Genomic DNA, 23,982 nt, shown 5'->3' with positions numbered 1-23,982 from the left:
TGCTCTCCGCACGGTCGTAGACACGGCCGAGTTACCCGAACTTCATGCCCGAGGGGAACCCGTGACACGGAGTTGTACGTACTATTACCGGCCACGTCTTTCCGGGCAGTCCTGCATCACGGGGGAGTCATATGCGTCATTTCGGGCACATCGCCCCTGAGGAGCGGCAGCGCCTCTTCTACCGCGAGCCGGCCGTCTTCACCGCCGACTCGCCCGCCCCCGTTCTCGCGGCGGCCCTCGGCGCCACCCTCTACAGTCCGGCGACCCGCCCGCACCTGGCCGACGACGTGGTCAAGCAGGCGGCCCGCGGTGTCGTCTCCATGGTGCTGTGCCTGGAGGACTCCATCGACGACGCGGAGGTCGCGCCCGCGGAGGAGAACCTGGTCCGGCAGTTCAACGACCTCGCCTCGCGCGGGGACGTCGAACTGCCACTGCTCTTCGTCCGCGTCCGCGTCCCGGAGCAGATCCCGGACCTCGTCGCCCGGCTCGGCCCGGCCGTCCGGCTGCTGTCCGGCTTCGTGCTGCCCAAGTTCACCGAGGAACGCGGCGTCCCCTTCCTGGAGGCGCTCACCACGGCCGAGACGGCGAGTGGGCGCCGCCTGTTCGCCATGCCCGTCCTGGAGTCGCCCGACCTGCTCTACCTGGAGTCGCGCCGGGAGACCCTGGACGGGATCTTCCGCACGGTCGACAAGTGGCGCGACCGCGTCCTCGCGCTGCGCCTCGGCGTCACCGACTTCTGCTCCTCGTACGGTCTGCGCCGGGCCCCCGACATGACCGCCTACGACGTCCAGATCGTCGCCTCCGTGATCGCCGACGTCGTCAACGTCCTCGGCCGCGCCGACGGCACCGGGTTCACGGTGACCGGGCCCGTGTGGGAGTACTTCCGGGTTCAGGAGCGCATGTTCAAACCGCAGTTGCGCCGCAGCCCCTTCCTCGAGGGCCACGTCGAGGAGCTGCGCGAGACGCTGATCGAGCACGACATGGACGGGCTGCTGCGCGAGATCTCCCTCGACCGTGCCAACGGCCTGCTCGGCAAGACCTGCATCCACCCCTCGCACGTGATGCCGGTGCACGCGCTGTCGGTCGTCAGCCACGAGGAGTACAGCGACGCCCAGGACATCCTGCGGCCCGAGCGACTCGGCGGCGGCGTCCTGCGCTCGGCGTACACCAACAAGATGAACGAGGTGAAGCCGCACCGCGCCTGGGCCGAGCGCACCCTGCGGCGCGCCGAGGTCTTCGGCGTCGCCAACGAGAACGTCGGCTTCGTCGAGCTGCTGGCCGCCGGGCTGCCGCAGTGACAGCCGCGAAGGAACCGATGAAGAACGTGGTCTGGTCCGGGACCTGGGTCGCCGAGCGGCTCGGGGTCGAGCTCGTCGGCGACGAGCGGTTGACGGAACTGCTGGGGCTCGCGTTGCGCCGCAACCCCAAGCGGGCCCACCTGCTCGTCTCCAACGTGCTGGGCAAACACGTCCCGCAGTTCCCGTCCGTCGTCCACGGCCACGGGGTGGCGCTCGGCCGGCGGGTGCGGGACCTGCTGGGGGAGGAAGAGGCGGGCCACGCGGTCGTCCTCGGGTACGCGGAGACGGCAACCGGACTAGGCCACTCCGTCGCGGACGGCCTCGGCCCGGTGCCCTACCTGCACTCCACCCGCCGCCCCGTCGAGGGCGTCGCCCGCGCCGGCGGTTTCGAGGAGTCCCACTCCCACGCCACCTCGCACCTGCTGCTCCCGGAAGACCCGGTGCTGCTGGCCGGCGACGGCCCGCTCGTCCTGGTCGACGACGAGTTCTCCACCGGCAACACCGTCATGAACACGATCCGCGACCTGCACGAGCGGTACCCGCGCGAGCGGTACGTCGTCGTCGCCCTGGTCGACCTGCGCTCGCCCGCCGACCTGGGCCGGCTCGAGGACTTCGCCCAGCAGATCGGCGCCCGCGTGGACCTGGTGGCCGCGGCCTCGGGCTCGGTGAAGCTGCCCGAGGGCGTCCTGGAGAAGGGGCAGGAACTGGTCGCCCGGCACGAGACGCCCGTACGCCCCGAAGAGGCCCACGGGACGATCACCCGCGTCGACCTCGGCTGGCCCCACGGGCTGCCCGAGGGCGGACGGCACGGTTTCACCCCCGAGCACCGCTCCCGCCTCGAGCGCGCGCTGCCCGCGATGGCGGCGCGGCTCGCCCGGGCACTGCCCGCGGGCGCCCGCCGCGTCCTCGTACTCGGCTTCGAGGAGCTGATGTACGCGCCGCTCAGGCTCGCCCGCGAGCTGGAGGAGACGGTGCCCGCCGAGGTCCGCTACTCCACCACCACCCGTTCGCCCGTCCTCGCGGTCGACGACCCCGGCTACGCGATACGCACCCGCATCGTGTTCCCCGCGCACGACGACCCGGCCGACGGCCCCGGCGAGCGCTACGCCTACAACGTCGCGGGCGCCGGCTTCGACGCCGTCGTCGCGGTCGTGGACTCGGTGGCCGACACCCCCCGACTGCACGCCCCCGGCGGGCTCCTGGACCGGCTCGCCGCGCACACCCCGCACGTCCTGCTCGCGGTCGTCCCCGCCTACGTCCCCGCGCCGCCCCCGCACGTCGCCGCCTCGTCAGAAAGTTCCGCCATGCTGCCCGAGCCCCTCCGTGGCCCCGCCTTCTCCTCGTACGCGCCCGACGAGGTCGGCTGGCTGCTCCAGGACCTCTCGGACGTCACCCTGGAGGCGCCGACCGAGGAGCGCGAGGAGGCCATCCAGAGCGGCGGCGCGCACTACGCGGAGTCGCTGCCGGTGGAGTACCAGCCGAGCGAGCAGTACCAGGAGCTGTTCCACGCGGCCCTCGAGGCCTCGGCCGCCCGTCTGGCGCAGGCCGTCGGCGTGGTCACCGAGACGATCCTCGCCGAGCGGTCGCCACGGCCCGTCCTGGTCTCCCTGGCCCGCGCCGGCACCCCCGTCGGGGTCCTCATGCGCCGCTGGGCCCGGCACCGGCACGGCCTCGACCTGCCGCACTACGCCGTGTCCATCGTGCGCGGCCGCGGCATCGACGCCAATGCGCTGCGCTACCTCGCCGACCGGTACGACCCCAGCGACGTCGTCTTCGTCGACGGCTGGACCGGCAAGGGCGCCATCGCCCGTGAACTCGCCGAGGCGATCAGGGAGTTCGAGGCGTCCGACGGCATCACCGGCTTCGACCCGGAGATCGCGGTACTCGCCGACCCGGGCTCGTGCGTACGGACGTACGGGACCCGGGAGGACTTCCTCATCCCGTCCGCCTGTCTCAACTCCACGGTCTCCGGCCTGATCTCCCGCACGGTGCTGCGCGCCGACCTGGTCGGCCCGCACGACTACCACGGCGCGAAGTTCTATCGCGAGCTGGCGGGAGCCGATGTCTCGGTGGCCTTCCTCGACGCCGTCTCGGCCCGCTTCACCGAGGTCGAGGAGGCGGTCGATCTCCAGGCCAAGGAACTGCTGGCCGGCGACCGTACGCCGACCTGGGAGGGCTGGGCGGCCGTGGAGCGCATCAGCGAGGAGTACGGCATCCACGACGTGAACCTGGTCAAGCCGGGCGTCGGCGAGACCACGCGCGTGCTGCTGCGCCGGGTGCCCTGGAAGATCCTGGCCCGCGCCGGGACCGGCACCGACCTGGACCATGTGCGCCTGCTGGCCGCCCAGCGGGGCGTGCCGGTGGAGGAGGTCGACGGGCTGCCGTACACCTGCGTGGGGCTGATCCACCCCCAGTACACGCGGGGTGCGACGGGCGCCGACGGCAAGGCGGTGGCCGGATGAGCCCCGTACTGGTCGCCAGCGACCTCGACCGCACCCTGATCTACTCCTCCGCTGCGCTCGCACTGACCATGCCGGACGCGCGGGCGCCACGGCTGCTGTGCGTGGAGGTCCACGAGAGCAGGCCGCTGTCGTACATGACCGAGACCGCGGCCGGGCTGCTCACCGACCTCGGCGACCGGGCGGTATTCGTACCGACCACCACCCGCACCCGCAAGCAGTACCAGCGCATCAACCTGCCGGGCCCCACCCCGGCGTACGCGATCTGCGCGAACGGCGGCCATCTGCTCGTCGACGGCGTCACGGACCTCGACTGGCACGCCGCGGTGCTGGCCCGGCTGGCGGACGAGTGCGCGCCGCTGGCCGAGGTGCGCGAGCATCTGGCGGCCACCGCCGACCCGGCCTGGGTGCGCAAGCACCGGGTCGCGGAGGACCTGTTCGCCTACCTCGTCGTCGAGCGGGAGCTGCTGCCCGAGGAGTGGGTGAAGGAACTGGCCGTCTGGGCGGAGAACCGGGGCTGGACGGTGTCGCTGCAAGGCCGCAAGATCTACGCGGTTCCCAAGCCGCTCACCAAGAGCGCGGCCGTGCGCGAGGTCGCCCGCCGCACCGGCGCCGCGCTGACGCTGGCCGCCGGGGACTCGCTGCTCGACGCCGACCTGCTGCTCGCAGCGGACCGCGGCTGGCGCCCGGGCCACGGCGAACTGGCCGACAGCGGCTGGACGGCCCCCGGGATCGGCGCGCTGCCGGAGCGGGGCGTGGCGGCCGGGGAGCGGATCCTGCGGGAGTTCCTGAAGGCGACCAAGGAGGCGTGACGGACCCGGACGCCACCGGGCTCGCCGCGGCGATCAGGGACTTCAACGCCCATGTGAAGGCGGACGACCGGGTGGACAGCGTGATGCCGTCGATCGCGGACGGCCTGACCCTGGCCCGCCGCCGCTGACGGCGCCTCGGCCTTGCGGCAGCCGTCGCTGACGGCGCCTCGGCCTTGCGGCAGCCGTCGCTGACGGCGCTTCAGCCGCAGCAACCGCCGCCGCAGCAGCCGCCCCCCGAGCCACCACCCGCCCTCGGTGCCGGCGCCGGGGCGGACGCCGTGCCGCCGACCGCCACGGTGGACAGCAGCTTCACCGTGTCGTCGTGGCCCTGCGGGCAGTTCGCGGGGGCGGAGGACTCCGCCATCGGACGGCTGAGTTCGAACGTGTCGCCGCAGGTACGGCAGCGGTACTCGTAGCGTGGCATGTGCACAGATTAACGGGCGCTCACCGGCGATCACAGGACTTCCGGCGCCCGCACCGCTTTGTGAATGCCGCGCGATCTCCTCAAGATCTCCTTAATATTCTCTCCGCGACCACGTACTGGCCGGTACCGATCGAGGACATCACAAAGGTCGCTGCTAATTTAAGGAAGCCGCGATGAGCCGCAAGGTCGGGGAGGGGGGCTCGCTGCCGCATGTCCGGCCGCTGCATCTACCGCGCGTGCAATTCCGAGTGCGGAGGGAGACGCAGTCGTGACCGAGGCATGGCATCGAACAGCTGACAGGCCGTCCCAGAGCCGTCCGCACACCGGGGCGTGCCGTGGCTAGCCAGGACGGCGGCCGTCCGGACCGTCGCACCGGGGCCGACGAACCGGCGGAGACGCCCTTCGACCCGGACGTCACCATGCAGTTGAAAGCCGGGGCACCTTCCGACGCCGATGGCGCCGGGCAGGTGAGGGCCGCCGAACCCGTGGCGCCGGACCGGACCGCGCAGTTGAGGCCCGTCAGGCCCCTCGCGCCGGACGAGACCATGCAGTTGAAGGCCGTCGCGCTCCCGGCTCCGGACGAGACCGTGCAGTTGAAGGCCGTCAGGCCCGTGGCGCCGGACGAGACCATGCAACTGCGGATGCCCCGCCCGCCGGAGGCGCCCAAGTCTCGGAGCGCGCGGCGCAAGGCCGCACGCCCCTCCGCCCGCACTCGTGTCACCTCGTACCTGACGCCGTACGTCCGCGAACTGGCCCCGTACGTTCAGCGTTTGCCCCCGTACGCCCGGCGGCTCGCCCCGTACGCCCGCAAACTCAGGCCCGTCTATCCGCGGCCCGGCCGCGTCGGCTGGCGCCGCTGGATGCCCTCATGGCGGCAGTGGCTCGGCGCCGTGCTCACCTCTTTCGGCCTGAGCAGCGTGTTCCTGGTCGTCGCGTACGCCGTCACCGACATACCGGACAACCTCAACTCGTACGCCACCCAGCAGGACAACGTCTACTTCTGGTCCGACGGCACGCCCATGGCCCGCACCGGCTGGGTGCAGCGTCAGGCCATGCCACTGAAGGACATACCCGAGCAGGTCCGCTGGGCGGTGCTGGCGGCGGAGAACGAGAGCTTCTACTCCGACCCCGGCATATCCGCCAAAGGCATCACCCGCGCCCTGTGGAAGACGGTCGGCGAGGGTGATACCGAAGGCGGTTCCACCATCACCCAGCAGTACGTGAAAAACGTCTATCTGACGCAGAACCAGACCATCAGCCGCAAATTCACCGAGGCGATGATCGCCCTCAAGCTCGACAACAGGATGAGCAAGGACCAAATCCTCGAGGGATACCTCAACACCAGCTGGTTCGGCCGCGGCACCTACGGCATCCAGCGCGCCTCCCAGGCCTATTACGGCAAGGACGTGAGCCAGCTCAACGCGAGCCAGGCCGCCTTCCTCGCCTCCCTGCTCAAGGGCGCCGGCCTCTACGACCCCACCCTCGGCAAGGCCAACCACCACCGGGCCGTCGAACGCTGGAGGTGGATCCTCGACCGCATGGTCAGGATCGGCAAGCTGTCGAAGGCCGAGCGGGCCACGTACACGACCTTCCCCGAGCCGCTCGAGCAGAACCCGCTCTACGACACCGGTCAGCAGAGCGACTACCTGGTGGAGTTGGCGTCGAGTTACGCCAAGAAGGCCGCGCACATCTCTGACCAGCAGTTCGACCTGGGCGGCTATCAGATCTACACCACCTTCGACCGCAAGTGGGAGAGCGCGCTCACCGACGCCGTCAACAAGGCCCGCAAACAGGCGCGGAAGGACCACCCGGACACGGCGCCGACCGCCCACTTCGGCGCCGCCTCGGTGAGCACCGACGGCCGGATCCTGGCCGTCTACGGCGGCCCCGACCACCGCACCCAGGGCTACAACGAGTCCAACGCCGCCACCGTCCCTGCCGGTTCTGCCTTTCTGCCGTTCGTCTACGCCGCCGGCCTGGAACACGGCGTCCACAAGACGCGCGGCGGGCCCGCGACCCCGGTCACCCCGGAGTCGGTCTACGACGGCCGTGACAACATCCCCGTCACCACCCCCGAGGGGCCGTACTGGGACCGCAGCGGCAAGAAGGTCTCCGCCCACAACGACGGAAACAAGTCGTACGAGCACATCACCCTGCGCCAGGCCCTCGCCCAGTCGGTGAACACGCCGTTCATGCAACTCGGCATGGACACCGGCCTCGACAAGGTGCGCGCGACGGCGGAGGCGGCCGGGCTGCTGCCCGACAGCATGGGACCACAGGTGCCCGCGCTGTCCCTGGGCAACTCCACACCGAGCGCGATCCGGATGGCGAGCGGATACACCACGTTCGCCGCGGGTGGCACGCACACCGAGCCGTACTCGGTACGGCGCGTCACCCGCAACGGCGCCACGGTGTCCCTGAACGCGCCGAAGCCCCGCCGCGCGGTGGGCGCCCAGGTGGCCGGGGAGGTCACCGAGGCGCTCACGGATTCCTTCCGCGCCGCCCACCCGGGTGCGGCGTCCGCCTCCGCGCAGGTCGCCGGGAAGGCCGGAACCACCCAGGACGACACGGCCTCTTGGTACGTGGGCACGGCCCGGTCCGTGTCCACCGCGGTGGTCGCCTACCGCATGGACCTGTCCCAGAGCCTCGAACCACTGCCGCTGAAGGGAGTCGCCGGCACGCCGAACGACGGCGCCGCCTACGGCATCTGGTCCGCGGCCATGAGTCCGCTCGGCTGACGCCACCGGCCGAGCTTGCCACCCCCCACCTTCCTCCTCGGAGAACGAGCCGCCATGACCACGAGAAACGGCCGTCGCCGCCGCCCCCGCTCGTCCCGCATCGACCGATGGAAGAGCCGCCCGAGCTTCATGACGCTGGCGGCCCTCCTCGCCGTCGCGTCGGTGACGGTGACCTTCCTGGCGGTGTCCCGGCCGGACAGCACCGCGGCGACCGCCACGGCGGACGCCGGCAAGAGCACCGGCAGAGGATTCACTCCCCGGCCCACCACGGAACCCAAGTGGGACGGCAAGACGAAGATCATCGGTGATGGATCCACCGCCTACACCGGGCCCCAGAAAGGCCAGTTGAAGCCAAAACCGCTCAAACCCGGCGAGAAACCACCCCAGTTCGTCGTCTTCTCCTGGGACGGCGCACTGGAGGGCGACGACCACCTCTTCTCCCACTACCGGGAGATGGCCGAGAAGTACAACGCCCACATGACCTTCTTCCTCACGGGCATCTACCTGCTGCCCAAGAGCAAGAAGGAGCTCTACCACCCGCCGCAGCACCCGGTCGGCGCCGCGGCGATCGACTACGCCACCGACGGGCACATCCGCGACACCCTGCAGCAACTCCGCCTCGCCTACGACCAGGGCAACGAGATCGGCACCCACTTCAACGGCCACTTCTGCGGCGCCAAGGGCGGCGGCGACTGGAGCGTGGAGGAGTGGAAGAGCGAGATCGACCAGTTCTACTCCTTCGTGCAGAACTGGAAGACCAACACCGGCTACAAGAACGTCGCTCCGCTGCCCTTCGACTTCCAGAGGGAGGTCACCGGCGGCCGCGCACCCTGTCTGGAGGGCCAGCCCAACCTGCTGAAGGCCATCAAGAGCTACGGCTGGCGCTACGACGCCAGTTCCCCGGGCGACTTCCAGATATGGCCGACGAAGAAGAACGGCATCTGGGACTTCCCGCTGCAGATGCTCCCCTACGAGGGCGGCAAGTACCAGGGCCTGTCGATGGACTTCAACTTCCTCTACAACCAGTCCAAGGGCGAGACCAACGGCGATCCCGCGAAGCACACCCAGTGGGAGCAGCAGACCGTCGACTCCTACATGGCCGGCTTCAACCGCGTCTACTACGGCAGCCGGGCGCCCCTGTTCATCGGAAACCACTTCGAGAACTGGAACGGCGGCATCTACATGAAGGCCGTCGACCAGGTCGTCAAGAACGTCTGCACGAAGGAGGGCGTCAAGTGCGTGTCCTTCAAGGAGCTGACCGACTGGCTGGACGTGCAGAAGCCCGCCACCCTCCAGCGGCTCCGCACCCTAGACCCGGGGCAGTCGCCGGACTGGACGACCGTCGTGCAATGACAACCGGGCGTTCCGCCAAGCCTCTTGGGTCACCCCCTTCACACAAGCCACACACGGCGTGCGAAGATGCGGCCCCCGGTATCGGAGTACCGGTGGTAGAGGGGAACATCATTGAAATCAAGAAGATTGAGCCGTAAGCGGCGCCGCGCGACCATAGTCACCGCGGCCGCCGCATCGGTCGTCGCCGGCGCCGCGCTGCTGCCCAACTGGGGCGCGAACGCGGCGAGCGTCGCGGAACCCACGGTGGACCCGGGGACCAGGGCCACCTTCCAGCGGCTGGCGGACGCGGTCTTCACCGACCGTACGGACGCCCTGGTCGACAAGAGCGACAGCGGACGGGGCAAGCCGCTGGCGTCCCGCTTCTCCGGCGACGTACGCCTGTCGTCCACGCTGTCGCATCAAGAGGACTCCGCCCTGTCCACGCTGCGCGGCCGCAAGTCCCGCCTCGCCGCGCTGGGCGAGAAGTACAGCAACGCCGACACCACGGTCTCGCTGGACCGGACGCGGGTGAAGGGCCGGCACGCCACGGTCGACGTCACCGAGACCACCACCCTGACGTACGAGAAGGCCAAGGCCAACGGGCCGGCGACCACCGGCTTCCAGGCCCACCACCAGCTGACCTTCCAGGCCGACCGGCAGGGCACCTGGCAGCTGACCGGCATCCGCGACACCGACGACGGCTACCTCGCGGTCAACCAGGTCGCCAAGCCGGCCGTCGCCGCGCCGCAGACCGCCGCCGACGCCGGCCCGCCGGACGCGCCCCGCGCGTCCACCTCGCGGAACGCGCCCGCCAAGCCGAAGAACTTCTCCGCCACCGGCTACGACTACAAGGCGATGGCGGCGTACGCGCAGAAGTACTGGAAGAACTACAACCCGGCCTACCCGGACTTCAACGGGGAGGCCGACGGCGGCGACTGCACCAACTTCGTCAGCCAGGTCCTCAAGGCGGGCGGCTGGAAGCACGTCCCCGGCGACGGGACCGACTACCACAAGTGGTTCGGCAACTCCGAGATCCAGTCCGACTCCTTCGTCGGCGTCAACGAGTTCTCCTGGTTCGCCCTGTCCTCCAAGCGGGTCACCAGCCTCGCCAACGTCTACCAGATGGACGTCGGTGACGTGCTCCAGATGGACTTCAACAGGGACGGGTCCAAGGACCACTCCATGATCGTCACCTACCGCAGCCCGCAGGGCGTGCCCTATGTGACGTACCACTCCACCAACACCTACAACAGGTCGGTGGCGAGCATCATCGCCTCGTACCCGAACGCGTACTACTACGCCTACCGCACCTGACCGGTGGTCCTCCGGGGCGGGGGCCGGGCCTCAGTGGCCGGCTCCCCGCTCCTCCCGGATCCGCGCCACGACCTGGGCGACCGTGTGCCGCACCGCTTCGGTCTCCGTCAGAAAGTGCCAGTAGTCCGGGTGGCGACCCTCCAGCGTGGCGATCGCGCGCTCCAGCCGCGCCACCGAGTCGTCGAGCGGGCGGGCGTGCCGCGGATCGGGCGTCGTGCGGCCCGCCATCGCCAGCCGCTGCGCGTCCCGGATCGCGAACCGGGTGCGCTCGATCTCCTGTTCCGGATCCTTCTGCACGGCGTTGAGCCGCCGCAGACGCTCCCCGGCGGCCGACACGGCCTCGTCGGTGGTGTTCAGCAGCGCCCGCACGGTCGACAGCAGCGAGGTCGCGTCCGCCCAGCGCTGTGCGTCACGCGCGCCCTGCGCCTGCCGCAGTTCGAGCTCGGCCTGCCGTACGTTCTCGACGGCCTGCTCCGGCACGTGCTGGAGATCCTGCCAGCAGGCCGCCGCGAACCTGCGCCGCAGCTCGCTCAGCACGGGCTCGACCTGCCCGGCCCGGGTGGTCAGCGCCTCGGCCCGGGTGCGCAGCGACACCAGCCGGCGGTCGATCTCGGCCGCCTTCTCCGGCAGCCGCTCGGCCTCTGCCCGAACCGCCGCCGCCTCCCGCGTGACCCGCTCGGCACGCTCCAGCGTCTGCTGCACCCCGTGCTGCCCCGCGCCCTGGTTGAGCTTGGTCAGTTCGGGGCCGAGGGCGGCCAGCCGGGCGGCCAGGTCGTCGGCCTTCAGCCCAGAACCCCGTACCCCGTCCAGGGCGTTGCTGGCGGCGAGCAGCGCCTGCCGGGCGCGCTCCACGGCCGGGGCGAGACGGGCCAGTTGGGTCTCGGCCTTGCCGAGCAGCGGCCCGAGACCCTGGGCGAACCGATCCAGCTCCTGCTTGACCCGGACCAGCTCGTCCTTGGCGGCGGTGAGATCCGCCCGGGCCCGGGTAGCGGCGGAGGCCTCCAGATCCACCCGGTCGAGATCCGTTGCGTCCACGGCCTGGATGTACCGGTGGCTGACCTCGTCGATGCGCCGCCCGAGCGCCTCGAAGTCGGCGAGGGCACGGCGGGCGGCCGGGGAGTCGTCGACAGCGGTGATGGTCTCGACGGAGATCCGCGCGTCCCGCTGAGCGGTGTCCAGCTCGTAGAACGCTTCGGCGGCCGCGTCCTTGGCCCCCTGGGCCTCGGCCCGCTGAGCCTCGCCCCGCCCCCCGAACCACCGCCGGGTACCGCCCGAGGCGAAGGCGGCGGGGAGGACGAGGGCGACGAGGAGAGGGAGGAGGAGGACTCCGGAGACGGGCCGAGCGACGCGGTCGGACTCCTGCCGTGGTGTCGCCGTCACATCCCTCTCCCGTACCGTGATCCACCCTGCCCGGTGTCATTCTCCCACCGGTAGAGGACGAACACACGGGCCGGTCGGTTCGCGGTGCCGCCGGACTCATGACGGTCGGTTCGCGGTGTGCGGCACCCGCGACGGTCGGTTGGCGATGCGCCGTGCCGGTGACGGTCGGTTCGCGGTGTGCCGTGCCGGTGACGGCCGGCTCAGCCCGCCGTCCGTACGCTGACCGACCCGTCACGGGTCCGGGCGTCGATCAGGTGGGAGCTCTTCGCCTCCGTCGGGACGGACACGTGGACGGAGCCGTCGGCGGAGTGCGTCGTCACGCGGTACGTGCTGTGCGGCAGCGCGATGGCGACCGACCCGTCGTGGCTGCTCGACTCCACCCGGTCGGGCACGTCACGGAACTCCAGGCTCACCGACCCGTCACTGGTGGCCGCCCGCACACGCCGCGACCGTACGCCTGTAGCGCGCACCGACCCGTCGTCGCTGGCGAGCGCCAGTGGTCCCGTGGAATCGCTCACCCGCACCGATCCGTCCCGCGTCCGGATGTCCAGCGCCGTGGCGAAGCCCTCCGCCCGCACGCTCCCGTCACCGTCCTCCACCGTGACGGCGACCCCGCGCGGCACCTCGATGCGATGCCGCGCGGAACAGTCCGCGACGATCCCCGAGCACTTCAGCCGCAGCACGAGCCGGTCACCCTTCATGGCCCAGGTCACACGCGGATCCCCACCCACCACGACCGTCCCCCGGAACCAACGGGTGACCTGCACCTTGTCCACATCGGCCGAGACGATCTCCAACGCCGAGTCGTCGGAGTCGACGGTGAGCGTACGGCCGTCGAGCGCGAAAGCCGCGTGGTCCGGTGAGGGTCGTCGCGGGCGTCGTTCCCGCAGGCGGCGACGGTGCCGATGAGCACGGCGGCGAGCCCCGCGACGGCGACCACTCGGGTGCGCTGCGCGAGCGCCGTCGTACGAGCCATGATGTTCCCCCTGAGAGCCGGAGGGCGGGAAGCCCTCAACGCCGAAGTACTTCGACGGTACGGAGCCATGGCTACCAGGAGGATCCGGCGTGCTCCCGGATTCGGGGTGGGGATATCCCCCGGTTACGGGTTTGCGAGGCATCCCCTCCGGCAATGTAGGCTGTCGACTCGTCTCGGGTGCGTAGCTCAGCGGTAGAGCGCCTGCCTTACAAGCAGGATGTCGGCGGTTCGAAACCGTCCGCGCCCACCGGAAGATCGCGGCAGAGCCCCGGAAGTGCCTGTGCAGGCCGCTTCCGGGGCTCTCACCTGTCGGGCGCGGGTCAGTGGTAGGCGTGGACGACGGCATGCCCTTGCCGCGGCCGATCATCCACCGGTTGACCGGGGTGGTCAGTACGAAGGCCAGGGCCAGGGAAAGGCCGAGCGAAGCCCAGAAGAGGACCTGGCCGAGACCGGCGTCCATGGCCCCGGGCACGCCCACCATGATGGTGTTGTCGATCAGTTCCATCACGGCGATGGACACGGTGTCCGCGGCCAGCGCGACCTTGAGCGCCTGCCGGACCGGCACCCCGGCGCGCAGCACGCCGCGCATGGTGAGCGCGTAGCCGAAGACGAAGGCCAGCGCTATGGAGATGACTACGGTGGCCGCGTTGTGCAGGCCGGCGGCGGTGCCGATGACCATGCCGAGGACCTCGCCGATGGCGCAGCCGGTGAGGCAGTGGAGCGTGGCTTGTGCGGCCGTGCGCCAAGAGGTGCCGGGTGCATGGTGATCGTGATGTCCGTGCCCGTGCTCATGTGCGCTGTGGTCCATTGCTCTATTCCCCTCGCACGCTCAGGTCTTTGCTGCTGCCGAACGATATACCCCCCGGGGGTATTCCCAAGCCGGTCTGAACTGGCAATCGCAGTGCACTTCCGGTAGGCAGCACAACCAGGGAGACAGCCGAGGAGTCGTACGCGGCATGATCAGCACGCGCGCACGGCAGGCTTTCGGCGGCTCAACGCTCGTCGTGGTCCTGGCGTCATTGTTGCTCTCCTGCTCCAGCAGCCCAGGCACGACGTCCAGCGATGAGGAGTCGCCCGCCCGTGATGTCCGCCAGGCGGCATCGGCCCCCGCGACCCAGGAACCGTCCGCCCCGAGCACGGCAGAACTGGCACCGAGCACGGAGAAGGTCCGCGATGTGTTCGCCCGGCTTCAGGCCACTTACAACGACGGGTGCACGACCCCGGGGAACTGCGAGTACTTCCTGGGGCGCGTGCTCGATGAGCTCAGCAGCCTCGACGAGGCGATGAAAGCTGACCGTCAGGGGCCTGGACACTTCGAGGAACCCCTCGCGTGGATCGCGAAACTGCGGGCCGAACTGGGCGACGACAGGTCCTTCGAGAACCTCAAGAAGCACCAGGGCCTGCTCACCGGGACGCGCGACAAGATCAATGCTTGGATGCAGGGCCACCCGGAGGACTATCGATGACATCGAGGCCGAGCGCAGGTGTCACGAAGCGGATCCGGTCAGCGCACCGAGCCGTTGAAGTGGTTGACGGCTGACCAGCCATACAGCGCCGCCTGCGGCTCCCCGTCAGGCGAAACCGTCACGCGAAACCGAAGGCCCCGGCCGCTCCCGGCCGGGGTCTTCGCGGTCAGTTCTCCTTCTGCTCGTCGTTCCCCTCGCCCTCGTGCACGTGCTTCAGGCGCGTCCGCGCGTCCATCCTGTCCTCGGCCGCCACCACGTCCCAGAAGCGGTGGCAGGAGACGAACACCGCGAGTTCCCGCTCGCGCCGGCGGAGCTTTTCCACCTCCGCCTGTTCGTCCTCGGTCCAACCCGGGGAGGCGGGGCGCTCCACCTTGCGCCAGCCGGTGTCGTCGCTGAATCCGTCCAGCGGTTCCACCGACCACGGCAGCCGCTTCAGCAGGGCCAGGAGCTCTGCCCGGACCTGATGCAACTCCTCCTGGCCGGCCAGGAGGTCACTCGGAAACTCATAGCTCGCAGCCACAGGCCAATGCTACGCCTGTTCGATTTTCGGGTGCGACCCTCTTCCCTCGGTTCACTCGAACGGCGTCCGTCTCGCAGATCACGTGCCGGCCCGGGATGCGCGCCTCCCTTAATCTTCAGGTAAACCTGCTCAGTTCAAACTGGACAGCCGCACCTGGCGGATCTAGCGTGAAGCCCATGGACCACAACCCGGAAGGCGTCTCCGAGTCCGCCGCCCGTGCGGCGCGTGACCTGAGGGTGGTCGTCAGCCGACTGCGGCGCCGTATACGTGAGGTGGCCGGGGACGACGACCTCACGCCCTCCCAGGTGTCCGCGCTCACCCTGGTCAGTAAGGGCGGTGCCGCCACCGCCAGCACCCTGGCGTCCGCCGAGGGCGTGCGCCCGCAGTCCATGGCCGCCACCCTCGCCGTCCTCGAACAGCACGGCCTGATCCGGCGCAGCCCCGACCCCGACGACGGCCGCCGCCAGTTGGTCACCCTCACCGAGGCCGGCCGGGAGCGCGTCGAGGGCGACCGGCAGGCCCGGCAGGAGTGGCTCGCCCGCGCCCTGCAGGACCGCTACAGCGAGGAGGAGCGGCAGACCGTCCTCGCCGCGCTCTCCCTGCTGGAACGGCTGACCCAGTCGTGATGCCGGAACTCCGTTCATGGCGGCGGGATCGGCGGGATCCGTCCTGCTCGTGCCGGTAACCCCGCTCGACCGCTCCCTGTCCGCTCTCACCCCCACCTCCCGAAAGGCCTGACCATGGCTCTCACCACGCTCGACCCGCGCACGGCTCTCGTCGTGATCGACCTCCAGAACGGCATCGTGGGGATGCCCACCCAGCCCCACACCGGCCCCGAGGTGGTCGCCCGCACCGTCGAGCTCGCGGACGCCTTCCGGGCCCGGAACCTGCCGGTGGTCCTGGTCCGGGTCTCCTTCGCCGCCGACGGCTCCGACGCCGTCCCCGGACGCACCGACCAGCAGCGCGGCGCCCGCGCCTTCCCGGAGGGCTGGGACCTCGTCGTCGACGAACTCTCCGGCCACCCCGGTGACATCCACGTCACCAAGCACAACTGGGGCGCCTTCCACGGCACCGACCTCGACGTCCAGCTGCGCCGCCGCGGCGTCACCCAGATCGTGCTGACCGGCATCGCCACCAGCATCGGCGTGGAGTCCACCGCACGGGCCGCGTACGAGCACGGCTACCACGTCACGCTCGCCACCGACGCCATGGCCGACGCCTCCCCGGAGGCGCACCGGAACAGCCTCGAACGGATCTTCCCGCGCCTGGGCGAGTCCGGTACGACGGCAGAGGTCCTGGAGCTGTTGGCCAAGACGCACGCGGTCTGACGCCGGCGGAAGCGGAAACCCTCCTCGCCTCGCGGGGCGAGGAGGCCACACTGGAGTCATGTGCCGCAGCATCAAGACGCTTCGCCCGCCCGCCCTGCCCGAAGAGGCCACGGAGGAGGAGATCCGCGCCGCCGCGCTCCAGTTCGTGCGCAAGGTCTCCGGGTTCCGTGCCCCGGCCGCCCACAACCGCGAGGTGTTCGAGCACGCGGTGGACGCGGTCGCCGCGGCGACCGCGGAGCTGCTCGCCGGCCTCGAGGTGCGTGGCGGGCAGCCCCGGCAGGCTACTTCGACGACCCCGGGCCGCGCATGAGGTGGGCCGCGCCCGCGCCCGCCGCGAACAGGGCCGCGACCGAGACACCGGTCGCCAGCCAGCTGGCGCCCAGCCACTGGGCGCCCAGGTAGCCGAGGGCCACGCTGTAGACGGCCCAGACGATGCCCGCCAGCGCCGACCAGGGCAGGAACTCGCGGGCGCGGCGGTGGGCGGCGCCCGCGCCGAGCGAGACGAGTGAGCGGCCCGCGGGCGCGAACCGGGCGACGATCACCAGCGCACCGCCGCCCCGGGCGAGTGCCGCACCGAGGCGTTCCTGTGCGTGCGTCAGGCGGCGGGAGCGGGCGATGGCGCGGTCCAGTCGCTCACCGCCGCGCCAGGCCAGGCCGTACGCCACCAGATCGCCGAGGACCGACGCCGTGGCCGCGCACAACGTGAGCCCGACGATGTCCGGTATCCGCGCGACGGCGGAACCGGCGGCCGCCGCCGTGGCCGCGGTGATCACCAGCACGCCGCTCGGCAGCAGCGGCAGGAAGACGTCCAGCAGGACCGACACGGCCACCACGGGGTAGATCCAGGGGCCACCGGCCAGCGACCCCACGCTCTCCATCACCGGAACTCCCCGTACGACTCCCCAGCGGCAACCACGTGCCGCGATGTGGCGGGGGAGCGGCAGGAGCGGCCTTCGACAGCCGTACAGCGTACGCGGGGGTGTGACTGGCGGTGCGGAGGGGGTCGCTGAGACGGTCGCCGCACCAGTTGTACGGCGCGCGAAGCGGTCGAGGTACAGGCCGAACCCGTCGGACACGCCGACGGCGCCCGCAAGGCGGGCGCCGCCGTCCGTACGGAACTCGATCAGGCCGCGACGGGCTCCGACGCCCGCTTCTTCTCGCCCGCCGCCGACCGGGAGGCGAACAGGCGGTCCAGGCCGAGCGCCCCGGAGCCGGTGAAGACCAGCAGGAGGAAGGCCCAGCAGAACAGCACCGGCAGCTCGCCGCCGTTCTGGATCGGCCATGGGGCGTTGGACTGGTGCACGTCGAAGTACGCGTACGCCATCGAGCCGGACGCTATGAACGCGGCACCGCGGGTGCCGAGACCGACAAGGATCAGGGCGCCGGCGACCAGCTGGATCACCGCGGCGTACCAGAAGGGCCAGGTCCCGGTCGGGACGGTGCCGCCGTTGGTGCCCGCCGCGCCGCCGAGGACGCCGAACAGCGAGACGGCGCCGTGGCAGGCGAAGAGCAGGCCGACGACGATGCGGAACAGTCCGAGGGCGTAGGGCTGCGCCTGGTTGAGGCGTGCGGTCATGTGGGGGCTCCTTCGGTCTGGTTCGGTCCGCGGACGGACCGGTCTGGGGGACGGAAACCGAGTGAGCCCCCAGGTTAGGCAGCCCTAATCAATACTTGCAAGTTCAACATCCGGCCGATGGCTGATCCGCTTTGCATGCTGTCGCGATTGGGTCACTCAATGCGCAAGGTCGCGAGTGTTTTTGACGGTTGCTCAGGTCGTGACCGGTCGCCGAACCGCCGGCCGCCCGCGCGGCGCGGCCGGGGGCGGGGCGGTGGCTCCGCGGTCCCCGGCGCGTCGGCGGGCCCGCTGGGCTCGGCGCCCGCGAGGCGGCTCAGCAGCTCGCGAGGTAGTTCTGCAGCGCGCTCTTCTCGGCGGAGTCGACGGAGAGGTCGTAGTAGTACTTCACCTGCACCCAGGCACGGACGTAGGTGCAGACGTACGACGACCGGGACGGGACCCAGGTGGCCGGGTCCTGGTCGCCCTTGGCCTGGTTGACGTTGTCGGTGACCGCGAGCAGCTGCGGACGGGTGATGTCGTTGGCGAAGGCCTGGCGCTGGGACGTCGTCCACTTGCTCGCGCCGGAGTCCCAGGCCTCGGCGAGCGGGACCAGGTGGTCGATGTCGACGTCGGAGGCGGCGTACCAGGTCGCGCCGTCGTACGGGGAGTACCAGCTGCCGCTGGTGGCGGCGCAGGAGGAGTCGGTGACGACGTTGGAGCCGTCGCGCTTGAGGATGTACTCGCGGGTGTTGCAGGTGCCGCTGATGGTGATCCAGGTCGGGAAGAGGTCGCGACTGTAGCCGGTGCGGTTCTCGGTGGCCACCGTGAGCGAGGCGAGGTAGCTGCGGGCGGTGGCGGCGCTGACCGGGGTGGGGAGGGCGGCGGAGGCGGTCGGACCGTTGAAGAGTCCGACGCAGGCTATGAGCCCGGTAAGAGCGGCGAGTATGCTGACGCGTCGACGCGCGTAGACCTTGGGCATGCCAACTTCCTTGTCATGTGGGGATGTTGAGGTGCGAGCGAGGGAATGCTCGCGGGGGCGTGTTGCCTCCAGGTGTGTGTTTGGTAAGAAGGTAATGACGCGAACATGACGCAACAAGGGGTCCGGCGGGGTCGGCCGTGTGACCGGCACCCTTTGGTGTGGGTTGTGCCGTCCCGTACGATGGGCGGCGCAGAAGGGGAGTAGCTCTTCGCCGGACCGTCGACATACTGCTCAGCTCCGCTGAGCCGGCGCCCGGAGGCGGACCTCGATCAGGGGTCGGTCAGCGAGACCTTCGGCAAGCAGTGCACGCCCGTGCCGTACGGCACGGGCGATCCGTGTGCTGCCGTGCCGAGGTGTCGAAGCGTTCACAGCACTCTCGGTGGGGCGGCCCCGACCGATTGAGGAACCTTGATCAGCATCACCGTCCTGGCGCTCGTCTTCGGCGTCATCTTCCTGGCCGAGCTGCCGGACAAGACGGCCCTCGCCGGACTCGTCCTCGGCACGCGCTACCGCGCCTCGTACGTCTTCGCCGGCGTCGCCGCCGCCTTCACGCTGCACGTCGTGCTCGCCGTCGCGGCGGGCAGCGCGCTGACCCTGCTGCCGCAGCGGCTCGTGCACGCGCTGACGGGTGTGCTGTTCCTGGGCGGTGCGGCGGTGCTGCTGCTGAAGAAGGGGGACGACGAGGAGGAGATCCGCAAGCCGGAGGACCAGTCCTTCTGGAAGGTGGCCGGCACCGGCTTCATGCTCATCCTGGTGGCGGAGTTCGGCGACCTGACCCAGATCATGACGGCGAACCTCGCGGCCCGCTACGACGACCCGCTGTCCGTGGGCCTCGGCGCGGTGCTGGGCCTGTGGGCCGTCGCGGGGCTCGGCATCGTCGGCGGCAAGGCGCTGATGAAGCGGGTGCCGCTGGGGCTGATCACGAAGATCGCGGCGCTGGTGATGCTGGCGCTCGGGGTGTGGAGCCTGTACGAGGCCGTGGCCCGGTGACGTCGATGGGCCCGGCGGGGGTGGCCGAGCGGCGAACGGCCGGTGACGTCTTGGCGGGAGCGCTGGCGGGATCGCCGACGGTTTTGTACCGTGGAGGAACAAAGTGGCTCCCGCCCGCTTCCCCTGACCGGCGGGCGGGGCCGCCTTGTCCCCGCGGGGCCCGCACGTGCGGCCCCTCCGCTGTGTCTTGGAGCTGCCGATGACGGCCACCACCGTGCTCACCGCCCGCGCCCTCCTGCTGGACATGGACGGCACCCTCGTCAACTCCGACGCCGTCGTGGAGCGGATCTGGCGCCGCTGGGCCGACCGGCAAGGCCTGGACGGCGACGAGGTGATGAAGGTGGTGCACGGTCGGCAGGGTCACGCGTCGATGGCGCTGCTGCTGCCCGACCGGCCCGTCGAGCAGAACCTGGCGGACAACGCCCGCATGCTCGCCGAGGAGACCTCGGACATGGACGGGGTCGTGGCGATCCCCGGGGCCCGGGAGTTCATGGACGCGCTGCGGGGGCTGCCGCACGCGCTCGTGACCTCGGCCGACGTGGCCCTGTCGACCGCGCGGATGGCGGCGGCGGGTCTGGAACTGCCGCCCGTACGGATCACCGCCGAGTCGGTCGGTGCGAGCAAGCCCGACCCCGAGGGCTTCTTGAAGGGCGCCGCGGAACTGGGCGTGGCCCCGGAGGACTGTGTGGTCTTCGAGGACTCGGGCGCGGGCATCGCGGCGGGACGCGCCGCGGGGATGCGGGTGGTGGGGGTCGGCCCCCGCGCGGGGCTGCACGGACCGGACGCGCTGGTGCCGGACCTGACCGGGGTGCGGGTGGGCACCGCCGGGGACGGCACGATACGGCTCCACCTCGCCTGACGGCCCGCTCGCGCGTGGGAGTTCCGACCACAGGGCCGGCCTCGCAGCGGAAGCCGTCGACTACGGCCGCGTCGTTTCCGATTCCAGCCTTGTTCTCGTTGCCGCGCCGTACACCCCTGGCTCGTCCTGTGTGATGCCCCGGCTGATCTGGTAGTTGCGGACCGCGCTCTCCACCTGGGCGTCGTAAGTGCCGTTCGCGGGGCCCAGGTACAGGCCGAGCTGACGCAGGCGGAGCTGCAGTTCCCTGACCTCCGGGCCCTTGTCGCCGGTGCGGAGGACGGAGGCGCCCTGGTGGGGCTGGGCGTGCGAGCTCGGGGACGCCGTTGCGGTGGCCGGCGCGGTCGGCGGAGTGCCGCTCGGGGTCGGCGGCGTGGACGGCGTGGGGGACGGACTCGACGGTGACGGCGACGGCCTCGCACTCGGCGACGGCTTCCTGCTCGCCGGGGGCGCCGCCACGGACACCGTTGCGGCCGGCGCCGACGTACCGGCCGGCGACGACGCCTCCGGCACGCTCGCCCGTACCTCCTGCGGCAGCGCGCCGTCGTGCTTCGGAGGGTCGTAGGAGAACAGCCCGCTCGCGTAACCTGCCGCCGCCACGACCGCGACCATCGCACCCCCGGTGGCCAGCAGGACGGTGCGCCGCAGGCGCCGTGGCCGCGGCTCGGCGTCCGTGGGCGCGGCGGCGGCCCGGTCCTCCACGTCGGGCACGGCCGGGAGAGCCGTCGTCATCTCCGGTACGGCAGCCGACCGCGCCGTCGCGTCCGGCTCGTCCGATACGGCGCCCAGTAGCACTGTCGCGTCCGACTCGCCCGATACGACAGCCGACTGCGGCGTCGCATCCGATACATCCGACACGGCAGCAGACTGCGGCATCGCATCCGACCCATCCGATACGGCGCCCAGTCGCACCGTCGCGTCCGGCTCCTCCGGTACCGCCCCCAGCCGTACCGTCTCGTTCCCCAGCTCCACATACGGCCTGATCCGCAGCGGATCGAAGTCCTCCGCCGCTGCCGCCTCCGCCGTGCGAGCCTCCCGGAGTGCCTCGGCCGCCCGCCGGGTGCATCCGCACGACGGTGTGCCGTCCCCTCGTCGCGGTGCCGCGCACTCCGGACAGGCCTGTGCGTTCGGTCCGTTCACGCGTGGGTCCCCTCCCCGCCGAATTCCAGAAATTATGCAGATCTCCCTCACGGAATCTCCCGGCAGCCCCCGGAACTCTTCCTTCCCATCAGGACTCAACAGGCCATAACGGGTCACACCCACCACGATGAGAGTGCACGATGGACGACAGCGCACGGAGGTCGTACGACCGTCCACGGGAGGCCTTCATGACCGATGACACCCAGGGCAGGGCGGCGGGGGAGGGCATGCGTCCCACGGAGCCGGCCATACCCGGCACCGCCACCGGGGCGGGCACCGGCGGCTCCGTCGCCGCACGCCACGCGCCCGGCGACGACAGCGTGCACGGCGGCGTCCTCGTGTCCATCGGCGCACTGCTGCTCGGCATGCTGCTGGCCGCCCTCGACCAGACGATCGTCTCCACCGCGCTGCCCACCATCGTCAGCGACCTCGGCGGTCTGGAGCATCTGTCCTGGGTGGTGACCGCCTATCTGCTCGCCTCCACCGCGGCCACGCCCCTGTGGGGCAAGCTCGGCGACCAGTACGGGCGCAAGAAGCTGTTCCAGGCCGCGATCGTGCTCTTCCTGATCGGCTCCGCGCTGTGCGGCATGGCGCGCAACATGCCCGAGCTGATCGGCTTCCGCGCCCTGCAGGGCCTGGGCGGCGGTGGCCTCATCGTGCTGTCGATGGCCATCGTCGGCGACATCGTCCCGCCCCGGGAGCGGGGCCGCTACCAGGGCCTCTTCGGTGCCGTCTTCGGTGCGACCAGCGTGCTCGGCCCGCTGCTCGGCGGCCTGTTCACCCAGCACCTCAGCTGGCGCTGGGTCTTCTACGTCAACCTGCCCGTCGGTGTGATCGCCCTCGCCGTGATCGCCACGGCCCTGCACATCCCACGGAAGGCCGAACGGCACGTCATCGACTACCTCGGCACCCTCCTCATCGCCTCCGTCGCCACCTGCCTGGTTCTCGTCGCCTCTCTCGGCGGCACCACCTGGGCCTGGGGCTCACCGCAGATCGCCGGCCTGGCCGCCCTCGGCGCCGTGCTGCTCGTGGCGTTCCTTCTCGTCGAGCGCCGCGCCGCCGAACCCGTCCTGCCGCCGAAGCTCTTCCGCGTCCGCACCTTCACGCTCTCCGCCGTCATCAGCTTCATCGTCGGCTTCGCGATGTTCGGCGCGATGACGTACCTGCCGACGTTCCTGCAGATCGTCCACGGCATCAGCCCCACCGTGTCCGGGGTGCACATGCTGCCGATGGTGGCCGGCATGCTGCTGTCCTCCACCGCCTCCGGCCAGATCGTCAGCCGCACCGGCCGCTGGAAGGTGTTCCCGATCGCGGGCACCGCCGTCACCACCATCGGCCTGCTCCTGCTGCACCGGCTCACCGAGAACAGCAGCACCGCCGAGATGAGCGGCTACTTCTTCGTCTTCGGCCTCGGCCTCGGTCTCGTCATGCAGGTGCTGGTGCTGATCGTGCAGAACGCCGTCGCCTACGAGGACCTGGGCGTCGCCACCTCCGGCGCCACCTTCTTCCGCTCGATCGGCGCCTCGTTCGGCGTGGCCGTCTTCGGCACGGTCTTCGCGGGCCGCCTCGCCGACAAGCTCGTGGCCGCGCTCGCCGGGCATCCGCTCCCGCCGGGCGTCAGCCCGGCCGCCCTGAAGGCCGACCCGCGCGGTATCGCGGCCCTGCCGCCCACCGTACGGCCCTCCGTGCTGCACGCGTTCTCCTCCTCCATCACCGACGTCTTCCTCTACGCCGCCCCGGTCGCCCTCCTCGGCTTCGTCCTGGCCTGGTTCCTGCGCGAGGACAAGCTGCGCGGCTCGGTCACGGCACCGGACGTGTCGGAGACCCTGGCGAGCAACCCGGTGCACCGCTCGTCGTACGAGGAGGCCAGTCGCGCGCTGTCCCTGCTCGGCTCCCGGGAGGGGCGCCGGCAGATCTACGAGAAGATCACCCGGCGGGCCGGGTACGACCTGCTGCCCGCGACGAGCTGGCTGCTGCTGCGGATCAGGAAGCACGGCTGGGCCGAGCCGGCGGTGCTCGCCGAGCGCAGCTCGGTTCCGCTGCCCGTCATCATCGCCGCCGCACGGCAGGTGGAGGAGCGGCGCCTCGGGGTGCGCGAAGGGCTCGACCTGGTCCTGACCGAACAGGGCCGCGAGGTCGCCGACCGCCTCACCGAGGCGCGTGAGGAGTCCCTGGCCGAACTGCTCGGCGACTGGTGGGGGCCCGACCGCCCGACCGACCTGATCAAACTGGTCCAGGAACTGAACGCGGAACTGTGCGGCTCGGACGCGGAACGCCCGCGCAACGGCTCGACGACGCCGCGGCAGCTCGGCCGGGCCGTCTAGAAGGCTGCTGAAAATCTTGGTTGTGGGGCTGTCCGGTCGTAGGCCGGGCGGCCCTTGCTTATGCGGTGGCCGGGGTGAGGTGCCAGCTGCC

At 70.9% G+C, this 23,982-nt stretch carries 21 protein-coding genes, 1 tRNA gene and 2 pseudogenes; 15 read left to right on the top strand and 9 right to left on the bottom strand.

All coding sequences use genetic code 11. From position 1 onward, the window contains the following. Positions 1-131: 131 nt before the first annotated feature. The 4 genes and pseudogenes from AB0N14_RS04800 to AB0N14_RS04785 all read left to right on the top strand — a co-directional run. Positions 132-1,298 (top strand): HpcH/HpaI aldolase/citrate lyase family protein, encoded by a 1,167-nt coding sequence (locus AB0N14_RS04800; RefSeq protein WP_366024284.1) that lies wholly within the window; start codon positions 132-134, stop codon positions 1,296-1,298. Positions 1,299-1,315: 17 nt separating this feature from the next. After that, a complete protein-coding gene (locus AB0N14_RS04795) occupies positions 1,316-3,760 on the top strand; it encodes a phosphoribosyltransferase (protein WP_366024283.1) in 2,445 nt (814 codons plus the stop codon). Then, complete coding sequence (locus tag AB0N14_RS04790; protein ID WP_366024282.1) at positions 3,757-4,569, top strand: HAD family hydrolase; 813 nt, start codon at positions 3,757-3,759, stop codon at positions 4,567-4,569. Before AB0N14_RS04795 ends, AB0N14_RS04790 begins: the two co-directional genes overlap by 4 nt. Next, positions 4,560-4,697: pseudogene (locus tag AB0N14_RS04785) on the top strand (O-methyltransferase); the annotation flags it as partial. The gene AB0N14_RS04790 and the pseudogene AB0N14_RS04785, both read left to right, overlap by 10 nt. A 71-nt stretch (positions 4,698-4,768) precedes the next feature. Here the strand turns inward: AB0N14_RS04785 and AB0N14_RS04780 are convergent. Then, positions 4,769-4,993: a zinc ribbon domain-containing protein gene (locus tag AB0N14_RS04780; protein ID WP_366024281.1), complete on the bottom strand. Its 225-nt coding sequence runs from the start codon at positions 4,991-4,993 to the stop codon at positions 4,769-4,771. Between the two features lie 545 nt (positions 4,994-5,538). Between AB0N14_RS04780 and AB0N14_RS04775 the strand changes: the two genes are divergently transcribed. The 3 genes from AB0N14_RS04775 (at position 5,539) to AB0N14_RS04765 (ending at position 10,377) form a co-directional block, all read left to right on the top strand. Beyond that, a complete protein-coding gene (locus tag AB0N14_RS04775) occupies positions 5,539-7,731 on the top strand; it encodes a transglycosylase domain-containing protein (protein ID WP_366024597.1) in 2,193 nt (730 codons plus the stop codon). A 54-nt stretch (positions 7,732-7,785) separates the two neighbouring features. Next, entirely contained in the window at positions 7,786-9,084 is a 1,299-nt protein-coding gene (locus tag AB0N14_RS04770) for a hypothetical protein (RefSeq protein WP_366024280.1), read from the top strand. A 153-nt stretch (positions 9,085-9,237) separates the two neighbouring features. Beyond that, positions 9,238-10,377, top strand: a complete 1,140-nt coding sequence (locus AB0N14_RS04765; protein WP_366024596.1) for an amidase domain-containing protein — start codon at positions 9,238-9,240, stop codon at positions 10,375-10,377. Positions 10,378-10,407: 30 nt separating this feature from the next. Here AB0N14_RS04765 and AB0N14_RS04760 read toward each other — a convergent pair whose 3' ends face one another. Both AB0N14_RS04760 and AB0N14_RS04755 read right to left on the bottom strand, forming a co-directional pair. Further along, on the bottom strand, positions 10,408-11,757 hold the full coding sequence (locus tag AB0N14_RS04760; RefSeq protein WP_366024279.1) for a hypothetical protein: 1,350 nt from the start codon (positions 11,755-11,757) through the stop codon (positions 10,408-10,410). A 200-nt stretch (positions 11,758-11,957) separates the two neighbouring features. Beyond that, positions 11,958-12,554, bottom strand: a complete 597-nt coding sequence (locus AB0N14_RS04755; RefSeq protein ID WP_366024595.1) for a DUF4097 family beta strand repeat-containing protein — start codon at positions 12,552-12,554, stop codon at positions 11,958-11,960. Between the two features lie 354 nt (positions 12,555-12,908). Between AB0N14_RS04755 and AB0N14_RS04750 the strand changes: the two genes are divergently transcribed. Then, positions 12,909-12,980: transfer RNA gene (locus AB0N14_RS04750), tRNA-Val, on the top strand. Positions 12,981-13,142: 162 nt separating this feature from the next. Here AB0N14_RS04750 and AB0N14_RS04745 read toward each other — a convergent pair. Beyond that, a pseudogene (locus AB0N14_RS04745) lies at positions 13,143-13,541 on the bottom strand (DUF4396 domain-containing protein); the annotation flags it as partial. 148 nt (positions 13,542-13,689) lie between these two features. Between AB0N14_RS04745 and AB0N14_RS04740 the strand changes: the two are divergent. Continuing rightward, on the top strand, positions 13,690-14,199 hold the full coding sequence (locus tag AB0N14_RS04740) for a hypothetical protein (protein ID WP_366024278.1): 510 nt from the start codon (positions 13,690-13,692) through the stop codon (positions 14,197-14,199). A gap of 166 nt (positions 14,200-14,365) precedes the next feature. On the opposite strand, the gene AB0N14_RS04735 is transcribed toward AB0N14_RS04740, so the two are convergent. Further along, on the bottom strand, positions 14,366-14,719 hold the full coding sequence (locus AB0N14_RS04735) for a hypothetical protein (protein WP_366024277.1): 354 nt from the start codon (positions 14,717-14,719) through the stop codon (positions 14,366-14,368). 176 nt (positions 14,720-14,895) lie between these two features. On the opposite strand from AB0N14_RS04735, the gene AB0N14_RS04730 reads away from it, so the two are divergent. From AB0N14_RS04730 to AB0N14_RS04720, 3 genes are all read left to right on the top strand, one after another. Next, positions 14,896-15,345 (top strand): MarR family transcriptional regulator, encoded by a 450-nt coding sequence (locus tag AB0N14_RS04730; RefSeq protein ID WP_366024276.1) that lies wholly within the window; start codon positions 14,896-14,898, stop codon positions 15,343-15,345. Positions 15,346-15,459: 114 nt separating this feature from the next. Continuing rightward, a complete protein-coding gene (locus tag AB0N14_RS04725; RefSeq protein ID WP_366024275.1) occupies positions 15,460-16,047 on the top strand; it encodes a hydrolase in 588 nt (195 codons plus the stop codon). A gap of 58 nt (positions 16,048-16,105) precedes the next feature. Beyond that, positions 16,106-16,357 (top strand): DUF2277 domain-containing protein, encoded by a 252-nt coding sequence (locus AB0N14_RS04720; RefSeq protein WP_366024274.1) that lies wholly within the window; start codon positions 16,106-16,108, stop codon positions 16,355-16,357. Here AB0N14_RS04720 and AB0N14_RS04715 read toward each other — a convergent pair. The 3 genes from AB0N14_RS04715 to AB0N14_RS04705 form a co-directional block, all read right to left on the bottom strand. Next, entirely contained in the window at positions 16,329-16,928 is a 600-nt protein-coding gene (locus AB0N14_RS04715) for a VTT domain-containing protein (protein ID WP_366024273.1), read from the bottom strand. The genes AB0N14_RS04720 and AB0N14_RS04715 overlap by 29 nt on opposite strands. Before the next feature lie 242 nt (positions 16,929-17,170). Then, entirely contained in the window at positions 17,171-17,623 is a 453-nt protein-coding gene (locus AB0N14_RS04710; protein ID WP_366024272.1) for a DoxX family protein, read from the bottom strand. 313 nt (positions 17,624-17,936) lie between these two features. After that, positions 17,937-18,581 (bottom strand): HNH endonuclease family protein, encoded by a 645-nt coding sequence (locus tag AB0N14_RS04705; RefSeq protein WP_200417163.1) that lies wholly within the window; start codon positions 18,579-18,581, stop codon positions 17,937-17,939. A 408-nt stretch (positions 18,582-18,989) separates the two neighbouring features. On the opposite strand from AB0N14_RS04705, the gene AB0N14_RS04700 reads away from it, so the two are divergent. Together AB0N14_RS04700 and AB0N14_RS04695 are read left to right on the top strand one after the other, a co-directional pair. Further along, positions 18,990-19,571, top strand: coding sequence for a TMEM165/GDT1 family protein (locus AB0N14_RS04700; protein ID WP_366024271.1), 582 nt, complete (start codon positions 18,990-18,992; stop codon positions 19,569-19,571). A 199-nt stretch (positions 19,572-19,770) separates the two neighbouring features. Next, positions 19,771-20,430 carry an HAD-IA family hydrolase gene (locus tag AB0N14_RS04695; protein ID WP_366024270.1) on the top strand — a complete coding sequence of 220 codons (660 nt, stop codon included), beginning with the start codon at positions 19,771-19,773 and terminating at the stop codon, positions 20,428-20,430. 60 nt (positions 20,431-20,490) lie between these two features. Here AB0N14_RS04695 and AB0N14_RS04690 read toward each other — a convergent pair whose 3' ends face one another. Further along, positions 20,491-21,159 (bottom strand): peptidoglycan-binding protein, encoded by a 669-nt coding sequence (locus tag AB0N14_RS04690; protein WP_366024269.1) that lies wholly within the window; start codon positions 21,157-21,159, stop codon positions 20,491-20,493. A 596-nt stretch (positions 21,160-21,755) separates the two neighbouring features. Here AB0N14_RS04690 and AB0N14_RS04685 point away from each other — a divergent pair. Further along, entirely contained in the window at positions 21,756-23,891 is a 2,136-nt protein-coding gene (locus AB0N14_RS04685) for an MDR family MFS transporter (protein ID WP_366024268.1), read from the top strand. Positions 23,892-23,982: the final 91 nt, after the last annotated feature.

The organism is Streptomyces sp. NPDC051104, assembly GCF_040682835.1.
GTDB lineage: Bacteria > Actinomycetota > Actinomycetes > Streptomycetales > Streptomycetaceae > Streptomyces > Streptomyces cynarae.
Note: the sequence above shows the minus strand (reverse complement) of the source record. Positions and strands in the feature narration are given on the sequence as shown.